Origin of the sequence: Ochrobactrum teleogrylli (assembly GCF_006376685.1) — a bacterium.
Lineage (GTDB): Bacteria > Pseudomonadota > Alphaproteobacteria > Rhizobiales > Rhizobiaceae > Brucella > Brucella teleogrylli.
This window is the reverse complement of sequence record NZ_VEWL01000015.1, coordinates 49,737-68,177: the sequence shown is the minus strand read 5'-3', so window position 1 is coordinate 68,177 and position 18,441 is coordinate 49,737. Positions and strand designations below refer to the sequence as shown.

Genomic DNA, 18,441 nt, shown 5'->3' with positions numbered 1-18,441 from the left:
TATAAGTAAACAACGCATAGTATAGGATGATATTCCGCTGCGGATATAGATTCAATTATCGCATAATGTTCTCATTCGAACCACGTCATCGCCACATTTAGATTCCACTTCGCTCAGGTCTTTCTCAGCAAAACTGTCAAAGCGCCCCGTTAACAACTAGTGGAACTGGTATGAACTTCAAGACCCGTATGGCTATGCTCGGCTTTGCAGCAACCAGCCTTCTCGCTGTCAGCGCAATCGAAGCCTCGGCACAGCAATGCGGCGGTGCCTCCTGGTACGCCCTGACCTCCCGCACGGCTTCGGGTGAACGTATGAACCCAGCCGGATTGACCGCAGCGCACCGCTCCCTGCCGCTTGGCAGCAAGGTCAAAGTTACCAATCAGAGAAATGGCAAGTCGCTCGTCGTGCGCATCAACGACCGCGGCCCGTTCATCAAGGGACGCGTGCTGGATCTCTCCAAGGGTGCTGCAAGCCGTCTCGGCTTCATCGGCGCCGGACATACCAAGGTCTGCTTCACGCCGATGTAATCCGGCGTAAAGCAATGATCAGATTTTAGAGCGCATCCCGAAAAGCGGGAGCCGGTTTTCGGAAAAGATGCGCGTAAAAACGAAGAATTAGAGCAGTACCAGCCTGGGCTGGGCAGGTACTGCTTTCAACTCTTCCGGGATACGCTGTTTGCGATCCAGCCGATCGATGAACCAGCGGGTCAGATTGATCCAGACGTCGTCTTTTTCCGCCGCATCCTCGATGCCGTGTTCGAGATTGGGATTGTCATTGACTTCGATCACCACGACACCGTCATCCGTCTCCTTCAGATCGACACCGTATAATCCATCGCCAATACACCGCGCAGCGCGCAGGCCGGTTTCCAGAACCGCTTTGGGCGCATCCGCCAGCGTATAGGTGCGAAAGCCGCCCTCAAGCGGTTTGCCGCCCGTATCGTGCTTGACGATCTGCCAGTGGTTTTTCGCCATCATATACTGACAGATGAAGAGCGGCTTGCCGTCGAGGACGCCCACACGCCAGTCGAACCGGGTCGGCATATATTTCTGCGCCAGCAGAAGATCGCTGTCCTGAAGCCACAGCATCGCCAACGCCTTCAGCTCGGCAATATCCTTCACCTTCTTCACCCCGCGCGAGAAGGACGAATCCGGTATCTTGATGACCAGCGGAAAGCCCAGCATATCGGCGGCCCGCTCCAGATCCTCCTCGCCCGCAATCATCACGGTCTGCGGCACGGCCACATCGTTGGCCTGCATCAGTTCGTGCAGATAAACCTTGTTGGTGCAGCGGATCATCGAAATCGGATCGTCGATGACCGGCATGTTTTCCTGCTGCGCCCGTCGCGCAAAGCGATAGGTATGGTTGGAAATCGACGTGGTTTCGCGGATGAACAACGCATCGTAATTGGCAAGTCGCGACAGGTCCTTCCTGCCGATGGGGTCCACTTCAACGCCGAGGCGCGCTGCGATCTTCGCCCAATGCTTCAGTGACGCCATGGATGAAGGCGGCATCGCCTCTTTCGGATCGCAGAGCGTGGCGACCGTATAACGGGCCGGAACCTTTGGCTTGGCCGCCCGCCATTCGCGCTGCGTATAGCGGTCGAGCGCATCCTCGAAACGCTCCTTTTGATGTTTTGAGAATTTCGCAATATTGGCAAAGCCGATTTTCTGGATACGCGCCCACTCGCCGGGCTTGACCGTTACTTCCAGCGACGGCGCACGGAACCAGTCGAACAATAGCCTGCCGAAACGCTCGAATTCCGGGTTCTCGGCCAGCCCGAAATGGACGTGGATGGTTTCTGGCGCTTTTTCGGGATGCTTGCCCAACGCCTTGTTGAGCATGTCTTCCAGTTCGGGAATGGCATTCTCATAGAGCCGCCGTTCGGACAGATCAATCATCGTCTCGACGGACGGAATGATCCGGTGACCGCGCGCCTCCGCCAGAAGCGAGGCATAATAGCCGCGGCTTTGATAGGTATAGCTCCGCGACAGGTTGATAATGCGCGGGCGCTGCTGGCCGTTGAACAGGGCCGGATGTGCGAGATAATCGCGATTGGTCATGACCTTGTGCGGTGTCGCGCCATTGTCGATATCCGAGAGGCGCCCAACGAGAATGACGCAGATCGTCATCAGTCTGTCCCTTTTTCGAGAATCACAGCTGCTCTCAGCCCATCGCTGCCGAAGCGGGCGATGCGGTCGAAGATGTGGAAGGGAACCGGCACATTGGCCGCATCGGCGATGCTTTCGCCCTGTTTCTCTTCCACCCACGGATCATGAATAAAAATGTGACGGCCATCTTCGCCATGGACGAGCACCCAATGCGGCACCTTGTTGCCGAACATGAGATAGCCGCTGATCAGAACGATCACCGACGCGCCCCGCCGCAGCGCCGTGATGATGTCGAACAAAGTGAAACCGCGATATTCAACCGGAATGCCATAGGCTTCCGTGCGCTGGCGGAAATCGGTTTGCGCAAGCCGCATCACCCGGCGCTTCTTTTCCGAACGCACCGATTGCAGAAACAGCATATCCTCAATGGAGACGATGATGGATGCCTTCAATCCATGCTCGTGCCCGGCGACGGCAAGGCCGAAAGGTTCGCAGCCGCCCGGCCCGGACATCATGTAGATCGTGGTTGCATCGCGCCACAGGCGGATTTCCAGCACCGGATCGAGCGCGGTTCCGGGCTTGTGCCGGGCAAGCGCCATCATCAGGCAGGCCGCACCACAGGTGAAATCGGTCGTCTGCCGGTAATAGGCAAATGGTGTTGCCAGAGGCACGCCTCCGCGCACCGTCTTTTCGAAACGCAAGGCGTTGGAATGGTCGGCATAATAATCGAGATAGCGCCCAATCGGGCGATAGCCGTGGCGCTTGTAAAGAGCGATCGCCCGCGCATTGTCCTCGCGCACTTCAAGCCGTAGCAGCGGACGGTCATGCTCAAAGGCGGCCGTCTCTGCCGCCTGGAGCAAAAGCGCGCCGATCCCCTTGGCGCCTGCATCCGGATCAACGGCAATCGAATAGAGCCGCGCCAGTGCCGTACCGTGCCGGAAAAGGATCATCGCATAGCCGATGATCTGGCCGTCAGCTTCCGCAATGATGGTTTCCGCAGTGGGGCGCGCGATCAGGGCGCGAAAGGAGCGTCGGGAAATGCGGTCTGTTTCGAAACAGCGCTCTTCGATGCGCAATAACGCATCGATGTCGTCTGCCGTGGCCTTGCGCGTGGTTGCGCTTGTCATCCCGTGGCCTTTGCAAATGGACCCTCAAAGGTCCGGTGGAATGTGCCAACCATTGGCATATTCGCTGGCAAAAACAAGCTCCCTCAGCATGGCAAAATTATGAGTGGTCACCAAGCGTACACAACGCTCAAAAAACCCAGTAGATTCAATCCAGGATTGCATTATCGCAGACCACCCGCGTTAACCATTAATTAAGATGTTGGGCGATGAAGCGGCAAATCGAATTGACTCGCAAGTGTTTCAGATTTTAACGTTTCGTTAATAAAAGAGTTTCCGGCAAGGGCGTTTAGTATGTTTTGCGTTGTTCGCTCGACCAAGAAAATGATGGCAGCAGCTGCTTTCGCGGCTTCGGTGCTGATGACAGGCTTTAGTGCTGAAGCAGCCTCTGGCGACTTCATGCATACCGGGAAGGTCACTTCCCAGCCAATCGGCCATTACGAATTCTGCAAGCGCGAAGCGCAGGAATGCAATATCGTAAGCCGGGACACCAGCCCGTTGCCGCTTGACCATGCCAACTGGCAGCGCATTGTCGAAGTCAATCTCTCGGTCAATGAACGCATCAAGCCGATGACCGATATGGAAATCTACGGCGTCGAGGAATATTGGACTTACCCAACCACCGTCGGCGATTGCGAAGACTATGTGCTTCTCAAGCAGCGCGAGCTGCAAAAGGCCGGTATTCCGATCAGCGACCTTCTGATCACCGTCTTGCGCAAGCCGGATGGCGAAGGCCATGCCGTGCTGACCGTGCGCACCGACCGCGGCGACTTCGTTCTCGACAATCTGACCGACGAAGTTCTGCGTTGGAACGAAACCGACTACACCTATCTGAAGCGTCAGGCCACAAACAATACCGGTCGCTGGGTCACCATCGAAGCACCGGACAATCTGCTGGTCGGCTCGGTTCGTCATTAGAGCGGTTCCGGTTAGCACGGAATCGTGGAACCGCTCTGTCTATTTGTTTTTGCGCATTATCCCACGCAAAACCGCTACGCACTTTTGCTGGAAATGCTCTAAATCGAAAGCTTACCGAAATTGAATTCAGGCCCGGAACGTGATAGACAGTCCGGGTCTAAAAAGGAGAGGTCGGTGCGGTTAGCCCGGCTCCCGTGCAACGGCATAGTATGATGCCAGACACGGGTCCTGACCTTCGCGGTTCTGCGATCGCAATGTGTCCCCTGACCTTCAACTCCGGAGCAATGGTGCGCCGGAGGATCAAGGGTTTGGACAATGAAACAGCAAATTTCCGTTATTACACTCGGTATTGCCGACCTCGCCAATTCGCGTCGCTTCTATGTCGAAGGCTTCGGCTGGACGCCGATATTTGAAAATGACGAGATCATCTTCTACCAGATGAACGGGTTCGTTCTCGGCACCTTCCTCAGATCATCGCTCGAAGCCGACATGAACCGTCGCGGCCTTGTGCAACCGGGGGCATTTTCGCTCGCCCATAACGTGGAGCAACAAGCAGATGTCGCGCCGCTGATGCATCGGCTGACAGAGGCAGGCGGGACGCTGCTGCGCGCCGCCGACGCGCCCCCGCATGGCGGCTTTCGCGGCTATGTCGCCGATCCCGACGACCACGCCTGGGAAATTGCGTGGAACCCGGCCTGGCGCATCGATGAAAACGGGCTGGTGACCTTCGGGATCTAAGCCCCGGAACGCGACCATCTGCGGCGTGAGCAATCACGCCGCAGAAATCAGCCGTTCCGCACCGATGCGGTAGGAAATTGCGCCAGCCAGATGAATGCGGCTGATTTGATCCACCCCATCGAGATCGGCCAGAGTGCGCGCAACTTTCAGGATGCGGTGATAGGCACGGGCGGAAAAGCGCATCTGCTCGCTGGCGTCGCGCAACAGCTTCATTCCCGCTGCATCCGGTCGCGCCACCTCCTCGATCAGATTCGCCGAGCAATAGGCGTTCGCCATCGACGGATCGAGCCCCAGCGCCGCATAGCGCGTGGCCTGCACGGCGCGGGCGCGGGCGACACGCTGCGCCACGGTCTCGCTGCGCTCCGACTGCGCGGGCTGGATCAGGTCGAGCGCCGAGACAGCGGGCATGTCGACACGCAGGTCGATGCGATCCAGAAGCGGGCCGGAAATCCGCGCCTGATAATCCGTCTGGCAGCGCGGCCCGCGCGCGCAACCGTGGCCGGGTTCGCCCGCCATCCCGCATCGGCATGGGTTCATGGCGGCAATCAGTTGAAAGCGCGCCGGATAGCTTGTGCGATGATTGACCCGGGCGATCAGACATTCGCCCGTTTCGAGCGGCTGGCGCAGCGAATCCAGCACCTGCGGTGAGAACTCCGGAAACTCATCCAGAAACAACACGCCATTATGCGCCAGCGACACCTCACCCGGGCGGGCGCGCAAGCCGCCGCCGACCATCGCCGCCATCGAAGCGGAATGATGCGGCGACCGGAATGGTCTGCGGTCGGACAGTTTTCCGCCCGCAAGCTCGCCCGCAATGGACGCGATCATGGACACATCCAGCAATTCGCGCGGCGCAAGGCGCGGAAGGATCGACGGCAGGCGTTGCGCCAGCATCGACTTGCCGGAACCGGGCGGGCCGACCAGAAGCAGATTGTGATTGCCTGCTGCGGCGATTTCCAGCGCGCGTTTGGCCGTTTCCTGTCCCTTGATATCAGCAAGGTCGGGCAGGTTTTCGCTGGAAACCCGCATGGACGGATCGGGCGGCGTCAGCACCTGCGTCCCGCGAAAATGATTGGCCAGCGCAATCAGGCTGCGCGGCGCGAGAATGTCGATATCGGCACCAGCCCAAGCAGCTTCCGGACCGCAGGCATAGGGGCAGATCAGCCCCTTGTCTTCCCGATTGGCACCGATCGCAGCGGGCAAAACACCCGCGACAGGCGTAATCGACCCGTCGAGCGAAAGTTCGCCCAGCACCAGATAGGATTGGATGGCGTCTGCCGGAATGGCGCCGATGGCCGCCATCAGCCCGACCGCTATCGGCAGATCGTAATGCGAACCTTCCTTCGGCAGATCGGCGGGCGCCAGATTGACCGTGACCCGCTTGGTGGGCATGGATAGCCCGGAAGCATGCAAGGCCGCCTGCACGCGCTCGCGGCTTTCCGCCACCGCCTTGTCGGGCAGGCCGACAATCGACATGCCCATCTTGCCCGGCGCGACCATGACCTGCACATCGACAGGCACCGCTTCTATGCCCTGAAAGGCAACCGTTCCAACCCGCGCGACCATAAGCCCCCACTCGCCACGCAGCACATCCCTAAAGTGAGAAAATGCTTAAATACAACCAGAGGATTTAAGCATTTTTCCCGAAACAGATCAAGAACGCTGTGTCGCCAGTGAGGCCTGAATTTACCAGGAAACGCGTGCGCCTATGCGACCGGAAAGAAGCCTGAAGCGCTCGCCGCCGAGGTTGAACTCATAGGATGCATTGGCATACAGCGAGGTATTGTCGGCAACCTTGGTCGTGAAACCGGCACCGAGTTCAAGGCTGGTTTCCTCCCAGGAAGGACGAAGCCTGTCATTGTTGAAATAGATCGTATCGCTCGCCTTGAACTGATGCCAGACATTGGCCAGCACGAACGGATTGAACGGCCGCTCGTTGATCGTGTAATTGCCTTGCAGGCGCGCGCCGACACGGCCTGTCCAGCTATCGTTATTGTCGTAACGGATGGTGCCGCCGGGATCGTTAGCCTCATCGAAATTCTGATACTGCCAATAGATCTGCGCCTGCGGTTCGATCACCCATTTTTCGCTGATCGCGAATTTCTTGCCCGCTTCGAGAGAGGCCGTCCATTCCTTGCCATGGAAGCTGGAACTATAATCTGCGACCGATTCCGTATCGATGCTGAGCCATGAATGCATGACGATGGCGTCGATATAGGCTTCGTCTTCCCAGGTATGGGTCCAGTAGGCGCCGAGGCTGTAAGCATCGACATCGATATTGCCGATCTCGATATTGTTGCCATAGATGTTTCTGGCGCGCATATCGCCCCAGCCGCGCGCATAGCCAGCCATCAGGCCGAGCGTATCGAGCTGACCGTCATCATGTTCGGCACGATAGACCGGCACGCCGAACTGCATGCCCCACTGGTTACCCTTGTAGCGCTGATCGGCGAAGGTGCTGAGATTCTGGCGATATTGATCGCCGAACATGCGGCCCCAGATGACATGCTTGTTTGCCTCATCACCGAACCAGGACTGTTCGCCGTGCCGTTCGTGGAATGTGCCGAGCGCCACGCGCAACAACCCGCGCACGACGGTTGGCGTTGCGCCCAGGATCGGAACTTCGGGACGAACCAGCGTGATGCTACCGCCATCGTCGCCACCGCCCGAACCGCCTCCGGTCCCACCGCCGCTGCCGCCACCCGTGCCGCCGCCAGAGCCGCCGCCTGTACCACCTCCGGAACCACCGCCAGAGCCGCCACCTGTGTTGCCATTGCCGTCGTCGTCATCATCGCCATCGTCAGGGCCGGGCAATAACCAAATCGGCAAATCAGGATTGGTTGCGTCGATGCCGTCGAAATTGTTGCGCAGATACCAATTGTTCTCGGTTCCCGCCGTCACACCGCCTTGCACCAGCTGGTATTCGTAAATACCGGCGGAAGCGCGCCGCGCGAGGTTAAACGTACCTTCGCCGGTGGTCGCTCCATTGATCGCCTCCACCACAAGAATACCGTTCTGCTGGGTTTGCGCACCCGTACCGCCGACATTGGTCACCACGATGCCGGTGGAGCCGGTCGTGGTGCCGTTCGAAATGACCAGCTTGTCGGACGGCGCATTGTCGCTGGCCAGAACCGTGTTCAGCCAGAGCTGGCCCGAATTGCCCTGATAATTGCCGACGATGGTGAGGCTGTCCGACGTGGAATTGGAGCCATTGGTGAGATCGATCACGCCTGCATTCACCACCTGTGTGAGACTGCCACCCACCGCCGGGCTGATGGTCCAGCTGCCGCTGCCAGCGCGAAGATAGCTGCTCGAATCGATGGTGAGCGTGCCGGTAGCGGTGCCGCTGTCGCCAAGCGTCAGATTGCTGTTCATCGTCAGCTCGGACGCATTCTGAAGCTCGATAAGCTCCCAGTTGATCAGGCGCTGCGGATTGCTGCCCTTGGTGTTCTGCCAGGTCAAACGGTCTGTGCCGAGGCCGCCATTGATCTGGATGCTTTTCAGCTGCGTATCGGTCAGCCCCTGAAACACCGCGACATCATTGTCGGCGCCCATGTCGATGCCGCCGATCAGACCACCGGTCCACAGCATGTAATCGGCACCATTGCCCGCCATCAGCGAGCCGGTTACTTCGCCACCAGACAAGAGGAACCGGTCATTGCCGTCATCCTGATTGACCGTCGCACTGACACGACCGCCGCGCATGTCGAAAAGATCGTCGCCAGCCCCTTGCGAAACGCTGCCATTGATCTGGCCGGGATCATAATTGATGATCGTGTCGTTGCCGGAACCAAGCGCAATCGTGCTCTGGATCGTGCCGTAATTTTCCACGAAGGTCTGGCTGGCGCCATTGACGAAAATGCCGTTATTGAAGAATGCGCCGGTGGTGTTGGTGATATTGGTCGCGCCATCGCCATTGATGGTGACGCCATTGTTCAACGTGCCATCATTGGTGATGATGTTCGTGCTGTTGCCGGTGAAGCTGAACGCCGAATTGATATGCGAATTGGCATAATTATGGACCACATAGGTGCCGTTGCCGCTCACAGTCAGGCCGCCATTGATCGTGCCGCGATTGTCGAAAACGAGGCTGGTCGCATCGTTTATGGCAACGCTCTGCGCATTGCCCGAATGATCGACCGTCAGCGCGCCCATGCTGCTGGCCGTGAATGGGCCATTCAGATTGGTGTTCTGCTCGATCACGACATTGAGGCTGCCAAGCCCGCTGGTGCTGAACCCGCTCGGATTACCGTTACAGACAACCGTATCGCCCGATGCAGGCGAGGCAGGCGTACAATCGGCAAGCGCCGTTTCTGTATAGGGGAAGAGAAGAAGAACCCCGATGACCGGTATCGGCATTTTGAACTGAGGGGCGGTAAGGCGCAGTAACGGAAAGGCGTGACTTTTTCGGTTCTCAGTCGAATGACGCATCAAGGTCCCCTCGAATACTATTCGCAAATAACTGAATAGACCGAATTCTGCACTAAAGAACGGGATTGGCAATATTATAAATTAGGGTGTTCTAAATTTGTTGGACGGTGTGTCCCAAAATCGTACAGGGGGTGCAAGCGGCGCAGTCACTTTGATTTTGCAAGTCTGCTCAACGCAATAGTCAATCGAAGTGCATATCTGGCTAAAAAGAAACGGGCCCCCATTGCTGGAGACCCGTTTCACTATACTGGTGGTTCGCAGTCAAAACATCGGCGCCACGGATTTGCGGGGGCCGAGTTTGTCTATTACCGCTTTGCTTCCACTGCGTCCCAGAACAGAGCAGCAATATTGGTGCCGTCAAAACGCTCGATCTCGCGTATGCCGGTCGGCGAGGTGACGTTGATCTCGGTCATGTAGTCGCCGATAACGTCGATGCCGACCAGAATGAAACCGCGCTCCCGCAGGGACGGTCCGATGCGTGCGCAGATTTCACGTTCGCGCGCCGTGAGCTTGCTCTGTTCGGGCCTGCCGCCGACATGCATGTTGGAGCGCGCATCGGTTTCTGACGGCACGCGGTTGAGCGCGCCGACCGGCTCGCCGTCGATCAGGATGATGCGCTTGTCGCCTGCGCGCACGTCTTTCAGATAGCGCTGGGCGATGAACGGCTCGCGGAAAAGCTGGCCGAACATTTCGAGCAGCGAAGTGAGGTTACGATCACCGTCGGCCAGATGAAACACGCCCGCGCCACCATTGCCATAGAGCGGCTTGAGAATGATGTCGCCAAATTCGCGGCGGAAATCCATGACTTCCTGCGGGTCCTTGGTGATGAGCGTTTCCGGCATCAGGTCGGGAAATTCAGTGACGAAGATCTTCTCGGGGCTGTTGCGCACCCAGGCCGGATCGTTGACCACCAGCGTCTTCGGATGGATGCGCTCCAGAAGATGCGTGTTGGTGATGTAGTTCATGTCGAAGGGCGGGTCCTGACGCAGCAGCACCACATCCATTTCCAGCATGTCGCGGCGCTCAGGTTCGCCCAGCGTGAAGTGATCGCCTTTGACGTCGCGCACTTCCAGTTTTTCGAGGCGCGCCGAAACGACGCCGTCGCGCATCGACAGGCGGTCAGGCGTATAATGATAAAGCTCGTGGCCGCGCTTCTGCGCCTCCAGCGAAAGCGCGAACGTTGTGTCGCCCGTGATGTTGATCGTGCTGATATGGTCCATCTGGACCGCGACTTTGAGAGCCATGATTTCCTCGCGATTCGAAGTTGCGGGAAATCTAAAACGGAATGCACCGGCGATATAGTGCCTTTCTGCCGCCGAAACCGTGCCAATTCAGGCTTTCCGGCGTCCACAAAACACAAAAAAGTGTTTGCCATGGGGCCTCACTTCCAAACGAGGCAACCCTCCCCATATGATGGATCACAAATAGATACCCCTAGAATCAAGAGAACCTCATGAAAAAGATTGGCTTTCTCTCGTTCGGCCATTGGTCGCCCTCCCCGCAGTCGCAAACCCGTTCGGCTGCCGATACGCTGCTGCAATCGATTGATCTGGCGGTAGCCGCTGAAGAACTGGGGGCCGATGGCGCCTATTTCCGCGTGCACCATTTTGCGCGCCAGCTCGCCTCGCCTTTCCCGCTTCTGGCGGCGGTCGGCGCCAAGACCAGCAAGATCGAGATCGGCACCGGCGTCATCGATATGCGTTATGAAAACCCGCTTTACATGGCGGAAGATGCAGGCGCTGCCGACCTGATCGCTGGCGGACGCTTGCAGCTTGGTATCAGCCGCGGATCGCCCGAACAGGTGATCGACGGCTGGCGCTATTTCGGCTACGCGCCGGAAGAAGGCCAGACGGATGCGGATATGGGCCGCAAACATGCGGAAGTGTTTTTGCGCACGCTGAAAGGCGAAGGCTTTGCGCAGCCCAATCCTCGACCGATGTTCCCCAACCCGCCCGGTCTGTTGCGCCTTGAGCCGCATTCGGAAGGATTGATCGACCGCATCTGGTGGGGCGCAGGGTCGAACGCCACCGCGGTCTGGGCAGCCAAGCTCGGCATGAACCTGCAAAGCTCCACGCTGAAAGACGACGAGACGGGCGAGCCGTTCCATATCCAGCAGGCAAAGCAGATACGCGCCTATCGCGAAGCCTGGAAGGAAGCGGGCCACAGCCGCACGCCGCGCGTTTCGGTGAGCCGCAGCATCTTCGCGCTTGTCGATGACCGCGACCGTGCCTATTTCGGCGCTGGCGGCAAGGAGCAGGACAGCATCGGCTACATCGATGAGAATACGCGGGCGATCTTCGGTCGCTCCTATGCCGCGGAGCCGGAAGATCTCATCAAGGAACTGGCGCAGGACGAAGCGATTGCCGAGGCAGACACCCTGCTTCTGACCGTCCCCAACCAGCTTGGCGTCGACTATAATGCCCATGTCATCGAAGCGATTTTGAAACATGTCGCTCCGGCGCTTGGCTGGCGCTGAATTGCCGCATTTATGCCATGCCGAAGCTTTTCATTTGGCGGGAAAATGCTCTAGACACAGCGGTTGAATGATACTTTTCGGGAGGAAAAGGTGACGTCCGTCAAAACTGTCATATTCGCCGACCATATCGCAGAACTGGGCGAAGGCCCGGGTTACGATCCGCTGACAGGCCATGTCTGGTGGTTCGATATTCTCGGGCACAAACTCATCGAGCGAAACTGGGAAAGCGGGGCAATGGAGGTCCATGACCTCGGCATGAAAGCCAGCGCCCTTGCCGTCATCGACCGCGAGCGCCAGCTTCTGGTCAGCGAACACGGGCTGTTCATCCGCGAGCGCGCCAATGGTCGTCTGACGATGCATCATCCGCTGGAAGCCGACAATCCGGTGACGCGCTCCAATGATGCGCGCGTCCACCCCTCCGGCGCATTCTGGATCGGCACCATGGGCCGTAAGGCCGAGAAGGATGCCGGTTCCATCTGGTGGTATCGCGAAGGCCAGGTGAAGAAGCTCTTTTCCGGCATCACGATCACCAATTCGATCTGCTTTTCGCCGGATGGAAAGATCGCCTATTTCGCCGATACCGACCGCAATATCATCTGGCGTGTCGATACCGATCCTGAAACGGGGCTGCCGGTTTCGGAAAAGAGCGTCTTTCATCACCGTGTCGATGAAGGCGGCGTTGACGGATCAGTCGTGGATGCGGAAGGCACCGTCTGGAACGCCTGCTGGGGCGGAAAAGCGCTTCACGCCTATTCACCACAAGGTCGCCTGATCCGATCGATAGAACTGCCTGTAAGCCAGCCGTCCTGCCCGGCCTTTGTCGGCCCGGATGCGGCGGTGATGATCGTGACCAGCGCCCATGAAGGCATGAACGACGAGGCTCGTAACGCCGATCCCCATGCCGGAAAGGTGCTGCTGCTTGATCTCACATTGGCGGGGCGGCATGACCCGCCGGTAGCGCTCTAAAAGATAAAGGCCCCTTCCGAGGCCTTTTTCATTGTGGTGTCAGATACCCTCGACAATGACGATCTCACCATCCGCTACGGTCTGGCGAATAGCTTTCGCCGCCTGATATTCCGGCGAGTTGTAGCAATCGAGCGCGTGCTGCATGGTCTCGAACTCGATGATGACATTGCGCGCACGTCCTTGTCCTTCGACGGCTTCCGCCTTGCCGCCGCGCGCAATGAAATTCGCGCCATAGCGTTCGAAGGCGGGTTTGGCTGTGGACACATAATCCTTGTAGCGTTCCGGGTCGCGAACATCCACGCGGGCGATCCAATAGGCTTTCGTCATGCTTTCCTCCTCGAAAACTATTTACGCAGCGGAGCGCATTTCTTCCAGAATGGCAAGGGCAGACGCTTTGCGATCCGCTGCGCCGACAATCGGTCGCGCCACGACAAGATGGCTGGCGCCGGCACGAAGCGCATCCGCTGGCGTCATGACACGCTTCTGATCACCCTTCTCCGCGCCTGCGGGACGAATGCCCGGCGTCACCACCGCCATATCCGGTCCGATGGCCTGACGAATGGCGGCAGCTTCGGCTGCGGAAGCGACGATACCACCCATGCCGGCGTCCAGCGCCTGACGCGCGCGCTTCAGGACCAGCGTTTCCGCATTGTCGGAATAGCCCGCTTCGCGCAGGTCGGCATCATCCATCGACGTCAGAACCGTCACGCCGAGCAAGCAGAGATCTGACCCTCTGGCGGCTTCGACGGCAGCGCGCATGGCTTTTGGATAGGCATGGAGCGTGAGCATCGAAACGCCCATCTTCGCAACATTCTCCACGCCCTTGGCGATGGTGTTGTCGATGTCGAGCAGCTTCATGTCGAGGAAGACTTTCTTCTTCGCCGCAATCAGGCTCTTCGCAAAATCGAGACCGCCCGCAAAAACCAGCTGATAGCCGATCTTGTAGAAGGACACGGCATCACCGAGTTCCTCAACGGCTTTTTCCGCTTCGGCGATAGTCGGCACGTCGAGGCCCACGATCAGCTGATCGCGCAATTCTGTCGTCGTCATGAAATTCTCCGCTGCAATTTTTGTTCTAATCGCACAACGGGGCGCGGTACGAAAGATACCGCGCCCCGAAATATGCAGATTGAACGGAGAATCAGCCTGCCCGGCTGATCACGCTCTGACAGACGGCTGTGAGCATTTTGGCGCTGCGCTCATCCTTGAGGGTGCCGTCCTCGTTGAATGCCACCGAGGCGCGACCGACCGAACATTGTTCGGTCACGACCTGCGTTCCAACCGCCATCAACACCGCGCGCAGGTGGTAGAGCCCGCGCATACCGGCGAACATACCGTCCGACGTCGAACACAGACCGACCGTCAGCCCGCTATAGGGCCGCAGCGGCTGGTCGCCATCCTTGGAAATCCGGCTGACCCAGTCGAGCGTGTTTTTCAGCAGCGGCGGGATCGATGCATTATATTCCGGCGAGCAGATCAGAAGCGCGTCGTGTTCGGCAAAGAGCCGACCGAGCTTCATGGCGTTTTCGGGAACGCCATGCTCCTTTTCCAGATTCTGGTCCATCAGGGGCAACGGATAATCAGCAAGCGTGATGCGGGTGACTTCCGCACCCTGCGCCCGCAATTCCTGTTGGGCGGCATCCGCCATATGACCCGAGAAAGCGCCGATACGGATCGAACCGGCGAAGACAAGAACACGTGCGGTCATGGACAACTCCGAGAATCAGCAAATACAATCACGGACAGTCAATCAGCCGAGTGGCCTGCGGTAAACCCACAGCTGTGCTGGCGGAACATTACGCATGACGAAATCATAGTGCTGAACCGTATAGTTTCCGCGACCGGCTGGAACCGGCGGCAGAGGTCCATAAGTGATCTGCATGAACGGACGGCCACGCGGAATGCGCGTCAGCATATCTTCGATAAGCTGCACACGGCGCGCCATCGGGAAGTTGAGCAGCGGCACGGCAGAAATAATACTGTCGAACTGCTGGTCCTTCATGGTGCCGAGCGTGGTGTCGAGATCGAACGCATCGCCCTGGATGATGTTCACCTCAGGATAGGTCTTGTTCAGATGCTCGACGAAATCCTGCGAATATTCGATCGAATAAAGATCGGATGGCTTCACGCCATGCTTGAGGATCGCCTTGGTGATGACGCCGGTGCCCGGCCCAAGTTCGAGAACCGGCAGGCCGGAATGGATATCGATCACGCTTGCCATGCGCCGCGCGGTGATGGAGCTGGTCGGCAGAATGGCGCCTACCGCTTTCGGCCCGTCAATCCACCCTTTGAAAAAACGGATTTCCTCGTCGAATTTCGCGGCGAGTTTCCTGCCGAGTTGACCTGCCATTCCGCATGCTCCCATTGTCGTTATTGGACAAGCTTATGCCGCTTTCAATTCCTTAAGCAAGGCAGGAATAAGGAAAATATGAAAAAAGGGAGCCGTTTGGCTCCCCTTTTTTACTCACCTATTCCCTCGAAGAATTCCTTCATCCGCGAGAAGAACCCGGCTGATTTCGGGCTGTTCTCCTGCGAGGAGAGCTTTTCGAATTCCTCCAGTAATTCGCGCTGGCGCTTCGACAGGTTCTGCGGCGTCTCAATATCGATCTGGATATAGAGATCGCCCACCGCCTGCTGGCGCAGAACCGGCATGCCCTTGCCCTTGAGGCGGAACTGCTTGGCGTTCTGCGTGCCTTCGGGAACCTTCACGCGGGTCTGGGTGCCGTCCAGTGTCGAGACTTCGAACTGGCCGCCCAGCGCCGCCGTGGTCATCGAGATCGGCACCTTGCAATAAAGGTCGGAGCCGTCGCGCTGGAAGAACTCGTGCGGCTTGACCGAAAGGAAGATGTAGAGATCACCCGACGGACCGCCGCGCATTCCGGCTTCGCCTTCGCCTGCAAGGCGAATACGGGTGCCGTCCTCGATCCCGGCCGGGATATTGACCGAAAGCGAACGCTCCTGCGTCACGCGGCCCTGACCGTGGCACTTGCCGCAAGGATCCTTGATGACCTGACCGCGACCATTACAGGTCGGGCAGGTGCGTTCCACCGAGAAGAAGCCCTGCGCCGCGCGCACCCGGCCCGAGCCCGAGCACATGGTACAGGTGGTGGGCTGCGAACCCGCCTTGGCACCCGAACCGGAGCATTCATCACAGGTGATGGAGGTCGGCACGCGAATCTGCGCCGTCTTGCCGGCGAAAGCTTCTTCGAGCGTCACTTCCATATTATAGCGCAGATCGGCGCCGCGTTCGCGACCGTTGCTGGAACGGCGGCGACCGCCACCCATCATCTCGCCAAAAATATCTTCGAAAATATCGGCAAAACCGCCCGCGCCCGCAAAGCCATTGCCAAAACCGGCACCTGCGCCGCCATTTTCAAAGGCAGCATGGCCGAAACGGTCATAGGCTGCCCGCTTCTGCGGGTCCTTCAGCGTTTCGTAAGCTTCGCCGATTTCCTTGAACTTGCGTTCAGCTTCCGGATTATCCGGGTTGCGATCAGGATGGTACTGCATGGCGAGCTTGCGAAAAGCCGCTTTCAGCGTCTTGTCATCGCAGGACTTTTCTACGCCCAATGCTTCGTAATAATCGATCTTCATACGTCCGTTACCCCGGCGGCTGGACCGGACTCCCAACCGGAGCCTTCGTTATTATTCATCGTCTGCCGAATACCGAAACTGGCAAAAGCCCGGCATGGAGCCGGGCTTTCACTGTCAGCGGCAGATGATTACGACTTCTTCTTGTCGTCGTCGATTTCTTCATAGTCGGCGTCAACGACATCGTCCTTGGACGAAGCCTGCTCGCCGCCTTCGGCGTCCGCACCTTCAGAAGCCTGCGCTGCCTCATACATGGCCTGACCGAGCTTCATCGCCGTTTCAGCGAGCGTCTGGGTCTTGGCCTTGATGTCTTCGGCATCGTCACCTTCAAGCGAGGTCTTGAGCGCAGCGATCGCGCCTTCGATGGCCTGCTTGTCGTCTTCCGAGACCTTGTCGCCGTAATCCTTCAGCGACTTTTCCGTCGAGTGGATCAGGCTTTCGGCCTGGTTCTTGGCTTCAACGGCATCGCGGCGCTTCTTGTCGGCGTCGGCATTGGCCTCGGCGTCCTTGACCATCTTTTCGATGTCGGCATCCGACAGACCGCCCGAAGCCTGAATGCGGATCTGGTGCTCCTTGCCGGTGCCCTTATCCTTGGCCGATACGTTGACGATACCGTTGGCGTCGATGTCGAAGGTCACTTCGATCTGCGGCACGCCACGCGGTGCAGGCGGAATGCCCACGAGGTCGAACTGGCCGAGGATCTTGTTGTCGGCAGCCATTTCACGCTCGCCCTGGAAGACGCGGATCGTCACAGCCGACTGATTGTCTTCGGCAGTGGAGAAGGTCTGCGACTTCTTGGTCGGGATGGTCGTGTTGCGGTCGATCAGACGGGTGAACACGCCACCGAGCGTTTCGATGCCGAGCGACAGCGGGGTCACGTCGAGCAGCAGAACGTCCTTGACGTCGCCCTGCAGAACGCCGCCCTGAATGGCCGCGCCCATGGCGACGACTTCATCCGGGTTCACGCCCTTGTGCGGTTCCTTGCCGAAGAAGGCCTTCACGACTTCCTGGATCTTGGGCATGCGGGTCATGCCGCCGACCAGAACCACTTCGTCGATTTCACCAGCCTTGAGACCGGCATCCTTCAGAGCGGCCTTGCACGGCTCAATCGTGCGCTTGACGAGGTCTTCGACAAGGCTTTCGAACTTGGCGCGCGACAGCTTGATGGCCAGATGCTTCGGACCCGTTGCGTCAGCGGTGATGAACGGCAGGTTGATTTCGGTCTGCTGGGCAGCCGACAGTTCAATCTTGGCCTTTTCGGCAGCTTCCTTGAGGCGCTGCAGAGCAAGCTTGTCGTTCTTCAGATCGATGCCGCTTTCCTTCTTGAACTCGGTGATCATGTAGTCGACGATGTGCATGTCGAAGTCTTCACCGCCGAGGAACGTGTCACCGTTGGTGGACTTCACTTCGAACACGCCGTCACCGATCTCAAGCACCGACACGTCGAAGGTGCCGCCGCCAAGATCGTATACGGCAATAGTCTTGCCTTCGCTCTTGTCGAGACCATAGGCGAGCGCGGCAGCGGTCGGCTCGTTGATGATGCGCAGCACTTCCAGACCGGCAATCTTGCCAGCGTCCTTGGTGGCCTGACGCTGGGCGTCGTTGAAGTAAGCCGGAACCGTGATAACGGCCTGCGTGACGGTTTCGCCGAGGTAAGATTCAGCCGTTTCCTTCATTTTCTGAAGGATCATCGCGGAAACCTGCGATGGCGAATACTTCTTGCCGTGAACTTCTACCCAGGCATCGCCATTGTCGCCCTTGACGATGTGATACGGGACAAGATCCTTGTCCTTGGTGACCATCGGATCGTCGAAACGGCGACCGATCAGGCGCTTGACTGCAAACAGGGTGCCTTCCGGATTGGTGACGGCCTGACGTTTCGCAGGCTGACCAGCGAGACGTTCGTCACTATCGGTGAAAGCAATGATGGAAGGCGTCGTGCGGGCGCCTTCGGCATTCTCGATGACCTTCGCGCTCTTACCGTCCATAACGGCGACGCAGGAGTTGGTCGTTCCCAGATCGATACCAATAACTTTAGCCATATTTCTCTCCATTCAGCAAACCGCCAAGACCTCTACCGAGCGTT

The 18,441-nt window shown here is 58.3% G+C and carries 16 protein-coding genes; 5 read left to right on the top strand and 11 right to left on the bottom strand.

The genetic code is table 11. The annotated features are described in order from the left end of the window. The first annotated feature begins 170 nt into the window (after positions 1-170). Complete coding sequence (locus FIC94_RS19295; RefSeq protein ID WP_078337695.1) at positions 171-527, top strand: septal ring lytic transglycosylase RlpA family protein; 357 nt, start codon at positions 171-173, stop codon at positions 525-527. A gap of 87 nt (positions 528-614) precedes the next feature. Here FIC94_RS19295 and FIC94_RS19290 read toward each other — a convergent pair whose 3' ends face one another. Both FIC94_RS19290 and FIC94_RS19285 read right to left on the bottom strand, forming a co-directional pair. After that, positions 615-2,132 carry a RimK family ATP-grasp domain-containing protein gene (locus tag FIC94_RS19290; protein ID WP_121536966.1) on the bottom strand — a complete coding sequence of 506 codons (1,518 nt, stop codon included), beginning with the start codon at positions 2,130-2,132 and terminating at the stop codon, positions 615-617. Then, positions 2,132-3,238, bottom strand: coding sequence for a peptidase C39 family protein (locus FIC94_RS19285; RefSeq protein WP_140026086.1), 1,107 nt, complete (start codon positions 3,236-3,238; stop codon positions 2,132-2,134). The genes FIC94_RS19290 and FIC94_RS19285 overlap by 1 nt, the downstream gene beginning before the upstream one ends. Positions 3,239-3,529: 291 nt before the next feature. Here FIC94_RS19285 and FIC94_RS19280 point away from each other — a divergent pair, with 291 nt between their 5' ends. Continuing rightward, positions 3,530-4,153 carry a transglutaminase-like cysteine peptidase gene (locus tag FIC94_RS19280; RefSeq protein ID WP_140026085.1) on the top strand — a complete coding sequence of 208 codons (624 nt, stop codon included), beginning with the start codon at positions 3,530-3,532 and terminating at the stop codon, positions 4,151-4,153. A 315-nt stretch (positions 4,154-4,468) separates the two neighbouring features. Further along, positions 4,469-4,891, top strand: coding sequence for a VOC family protein (locus FIC94_RS19275; RefSeq protein WP_140026084.1), 423 nt, complete (start codon positions 4,469-4,471; stop codon positions 4,889-4,891). A gap of 33 nt (positions 4,892-4,924) precedes the next feature. Here the strand turns inward: FIC94_RS19275 and FIC94_RS19270 are convergent, their stop codons facing one another. The 3 genes from FIC94_RS19270 to gshB form a co-directional block, all read right to left on the bottom strand. Next, positions 4,925-6,457 (bottom strand): YifB family Mg chelatase-like AAA ATPase, encoded by a 1,533-nt coding sequence (locus FIC94_RS19270; RefSeq protein ID WP_140026083.1) that lies wholly within the window; start codon positions 6,455-6,457, stop codon positions 4,925-4,927. Between the two features lie 120 nt (positions 6,458-6,577). Next, the gene (locus FIC94_RS19265) at positions 6,578-9,322 is read right to left on the bottom strand and encodes an autotransporter family protein (RefSeq protein WP_140026082.1); all 2,745 of its coding nucleotides are present in this window, start codon (positions 9,320-9,322) and stop codon (positions 6,578-6,580) included. A 305-nt stretch (positions 9,323-9,627) separates the two neighbouring features. After that, a complete protein-coding gene (gene gshB, locus FIC94_RS19260) occupies positions 9,628-10,566 on the bottom strand; it encodes a glutathione synthase (protein ID WP_140026081.1) in 939 nt (312 codons plus the stop codon). A gap of 209 nt (positions 10,567-10,775) precedes the next feature. On the opposite strand from gshB, the gene FIC94_RS19255 reads away from it, so the two are divergent. Together FIC94_RS19255 and FIC94_RS19250 are read left to right on the top strand one after the other, a co-directional pair. Continuing rightward, on the top strand, positions 10,776-11,798 hold the full coding sequence (locus FIC94_RS19255) for an LLM class flavin-dependent oxidoreductase (RefSeq protein WP_140026080.1): 1,023 nt from the start codon (positions 10,776-10,778) through the stop codon (positions 11,796-11,798). Positions 11,799-11,888: 90 nt separating this feature from the next. Then, a complete protein-coding gene (locus FIC94_RS19250) occupies positions 11,889-12,764 on the top strand; it encodes an SMP-30/gluconolactonase/LRE family protein (RefSeq protein WP_109370343.1) in 876 nt (291 codons plus the stop codon). A gap of 39 nt (positions 12,765-12,803) precedes the next feature. Here the strand turns inward: FIC94_RS19250 and FIC94_RS19245 are convergent, their stop codons facing one another. From FIC94_RS19245 to dnaK, 6 genes are all read right to left on the bottom strand, one after another. Further along, positions 12,804-13,091 (bottom strand): DUF1330 domain-containing protein, encoded by a 288-nt coding sequence (locus FIC94_RS19245; protein ID WP_109370075.1) that lies wholly within the window; start codon positions 13,089-13,091, stop codon positions 12,804-12,806. A 21-nt stretch (positions 13,092-13,112) separates the two neighbouring features. Then, positions 13,113-13,814 carry an orotidine-5'-phosphate decarboxylase gene (pyrF, locus tag FIC94_RS19240; protein ID WP_109370074.1) on the bottom strand — a complete coding sequence of 234 codons (702 nt, stop codon included), beginning with the start codon at positions 13,812-13,814 and terminating at the stop codon, positions 13,113-13,115. Positions 13,815-13,905: 91 nt separating this feature from the next. Further along, complete coding sequence (locus FIC94_RS19235; RefSeq protein ID WP_140026079.1) at positions 13,906-14,472, bottom strand: NADPH-dependent FMN reductase; 567 nt, start codon at positions 14,470-14,472, stop codon at positions 13,906-13,908. A 42-nt stretch (positions 14,473-14,514) separates the two neighbouring features. Next, a complete protein-coding gene (pmtA, locus tag FIC94_RS19230) occupies positions 14,515-15,114 on the bottom strand; it encodes a phospholipid N-methyltransferase PmtA (RefSeq protein WP_109370072.1) in 600 nt (199 codons plus the stop codon). A 110-nt stretch (positions 15,115-15,224) separates the two neighbouring features. Further along, on the bottom strand, positions 15,225-16,358 hold the full coding sequence (gene dnaJ / locus FIC94_RS19225) for a molecular chaperone DnaJ (RefSeq protein ID WP_109370071.1): 1,134 nt from the start codon (positions 16,356-16,358) through the stop codon (positions 15,225-15,227). 128 nt (positions 16,359-16,486) lie between these two features. After that, positions 16,487-18,397, bottom strand: coding sequence for a molecular chaperone DnaK (gene dnaK, locus FIC94_RS19220; RefSeq protein WP_140026078.1), 1,911 nt, complete (start codon positions 18,395-18,397; stop codon positions 16,487-16,489). Positions 18,398-18,441: the final 44 nt, after the last annotated feature.

What these genes read in the sequence shown, in the direction of transcription:
- FIC94_RS19295 (WP_078337695.1), top strand. Translation starts at nt 171, where the DNA reads ATGAACTTCAAGACCCGTATGGCTATGCTCGGCTTTGCAGCAACCAGC.
- FIC94_RS19290 (WP_121536966.1), bottom strand. Translation starts at nt 2,132, where the DNA reads ATGACGATCTGCGTCATTCTCGTTGGGCGCCTCTCGGATATCGACAAT.
- FIC94_RS19285 (WP_140026086.1), bottom strand. Translation starts at nt 3,238, where the DNA reads ATGACAAGCGCAACCACGCGCAAGGCCACGGCAGACGACATCGATGCG.
- FIC94_RS19280 (WP_140026085.1), top strand. Translation starts at nt 3,530, where the DNA reads ATGTTTTGCGTTGTTCGCTCGACCAAGAAAATGATGGCAGCAGCTGCT.
- FIC94_RS19275 (WP_140026084.1), top strand. Translation starts at nt 4,469, where the DNA reads ATGAAACAGCAAATTTCCGTTATTACACTCGGTATTGCCGACCTCGCC.
- FIC94_RS19270 (WP_140026083.1), bottom strand. Translation starts at nt 6,457, where the DNA reads ATGGTCGCGCGGGTTGGAACGGTTGCCTTTCAGGGCATAGAAGCGGTG.
- FIC94_RS19265 (WP_140026082.1), bottom strand. Translation starts at nt 9,322, where the DNA reads ATGCGTCATTCGACTGAGAACCGAAAAAGTCACGCCTTTCCGTTACTG.
- gshB (WP_140026081.1), bottom strand. Translation starts at nt 10,566, where the DNA reads ATGGCTCTCAAAGTCGCGGTCCAGATGGACCATATCAGCACGATCAAC.
- FIC94_RS19255 (WP_140026080.1), top strand. Translation starts at nt 10,776, where the DNA reads ATGAAAAAGATTGGCTTTCTCTCGTTCGGCCATTGGTCGCCCTCCCCG.
- FIC94_RS19245 (WP_109370075.1), bottom strand. Translation starts at nt 13,091, where the DNA reads ATGACGAAAGCCTATTGGATCGCCCGCGTGGATGTTCGCGACCCGGAA.
- pyrF (WP_109370074.1), bottom strand. Translation starts at nt 13,814, where the DNA reads ATGACGACGACAGAATTGCGCGATCAGCTGATCGTGGGCCTCGACGTG.
- FIC94_RS19235 (WP_140026079.1), bottom strand. Translation starts at nt 14,472, where the DNA reads ATGACCGCACGTGTTCTTGTCTTCGCCGGTTCGATCCGTATCGGCGCT.
- pmtA (WP_109370072.1), bottom strand. Translation starts at nt 15,114, where the DNA reads ATGGCAGGTCAACTCGGCAGGAAACTCGCCGCGAAATTCGACGAGGAA.
- dnaJ (WP_109370071.1), bottom strand. Translation starts at nt 16,358, where the DNA reads ATGAAGATCGATTATTACGAAGCATTGGGCGTAGAAAAGTCCTGCGAT.
- dnaK (WP_140026078.1), bottom strand. Translation starts at nt 18,397, where the DNA reads ATGGCTAAAGTTATTGGTATCGATCTGGGAACGACCAACTCCTGCGTC.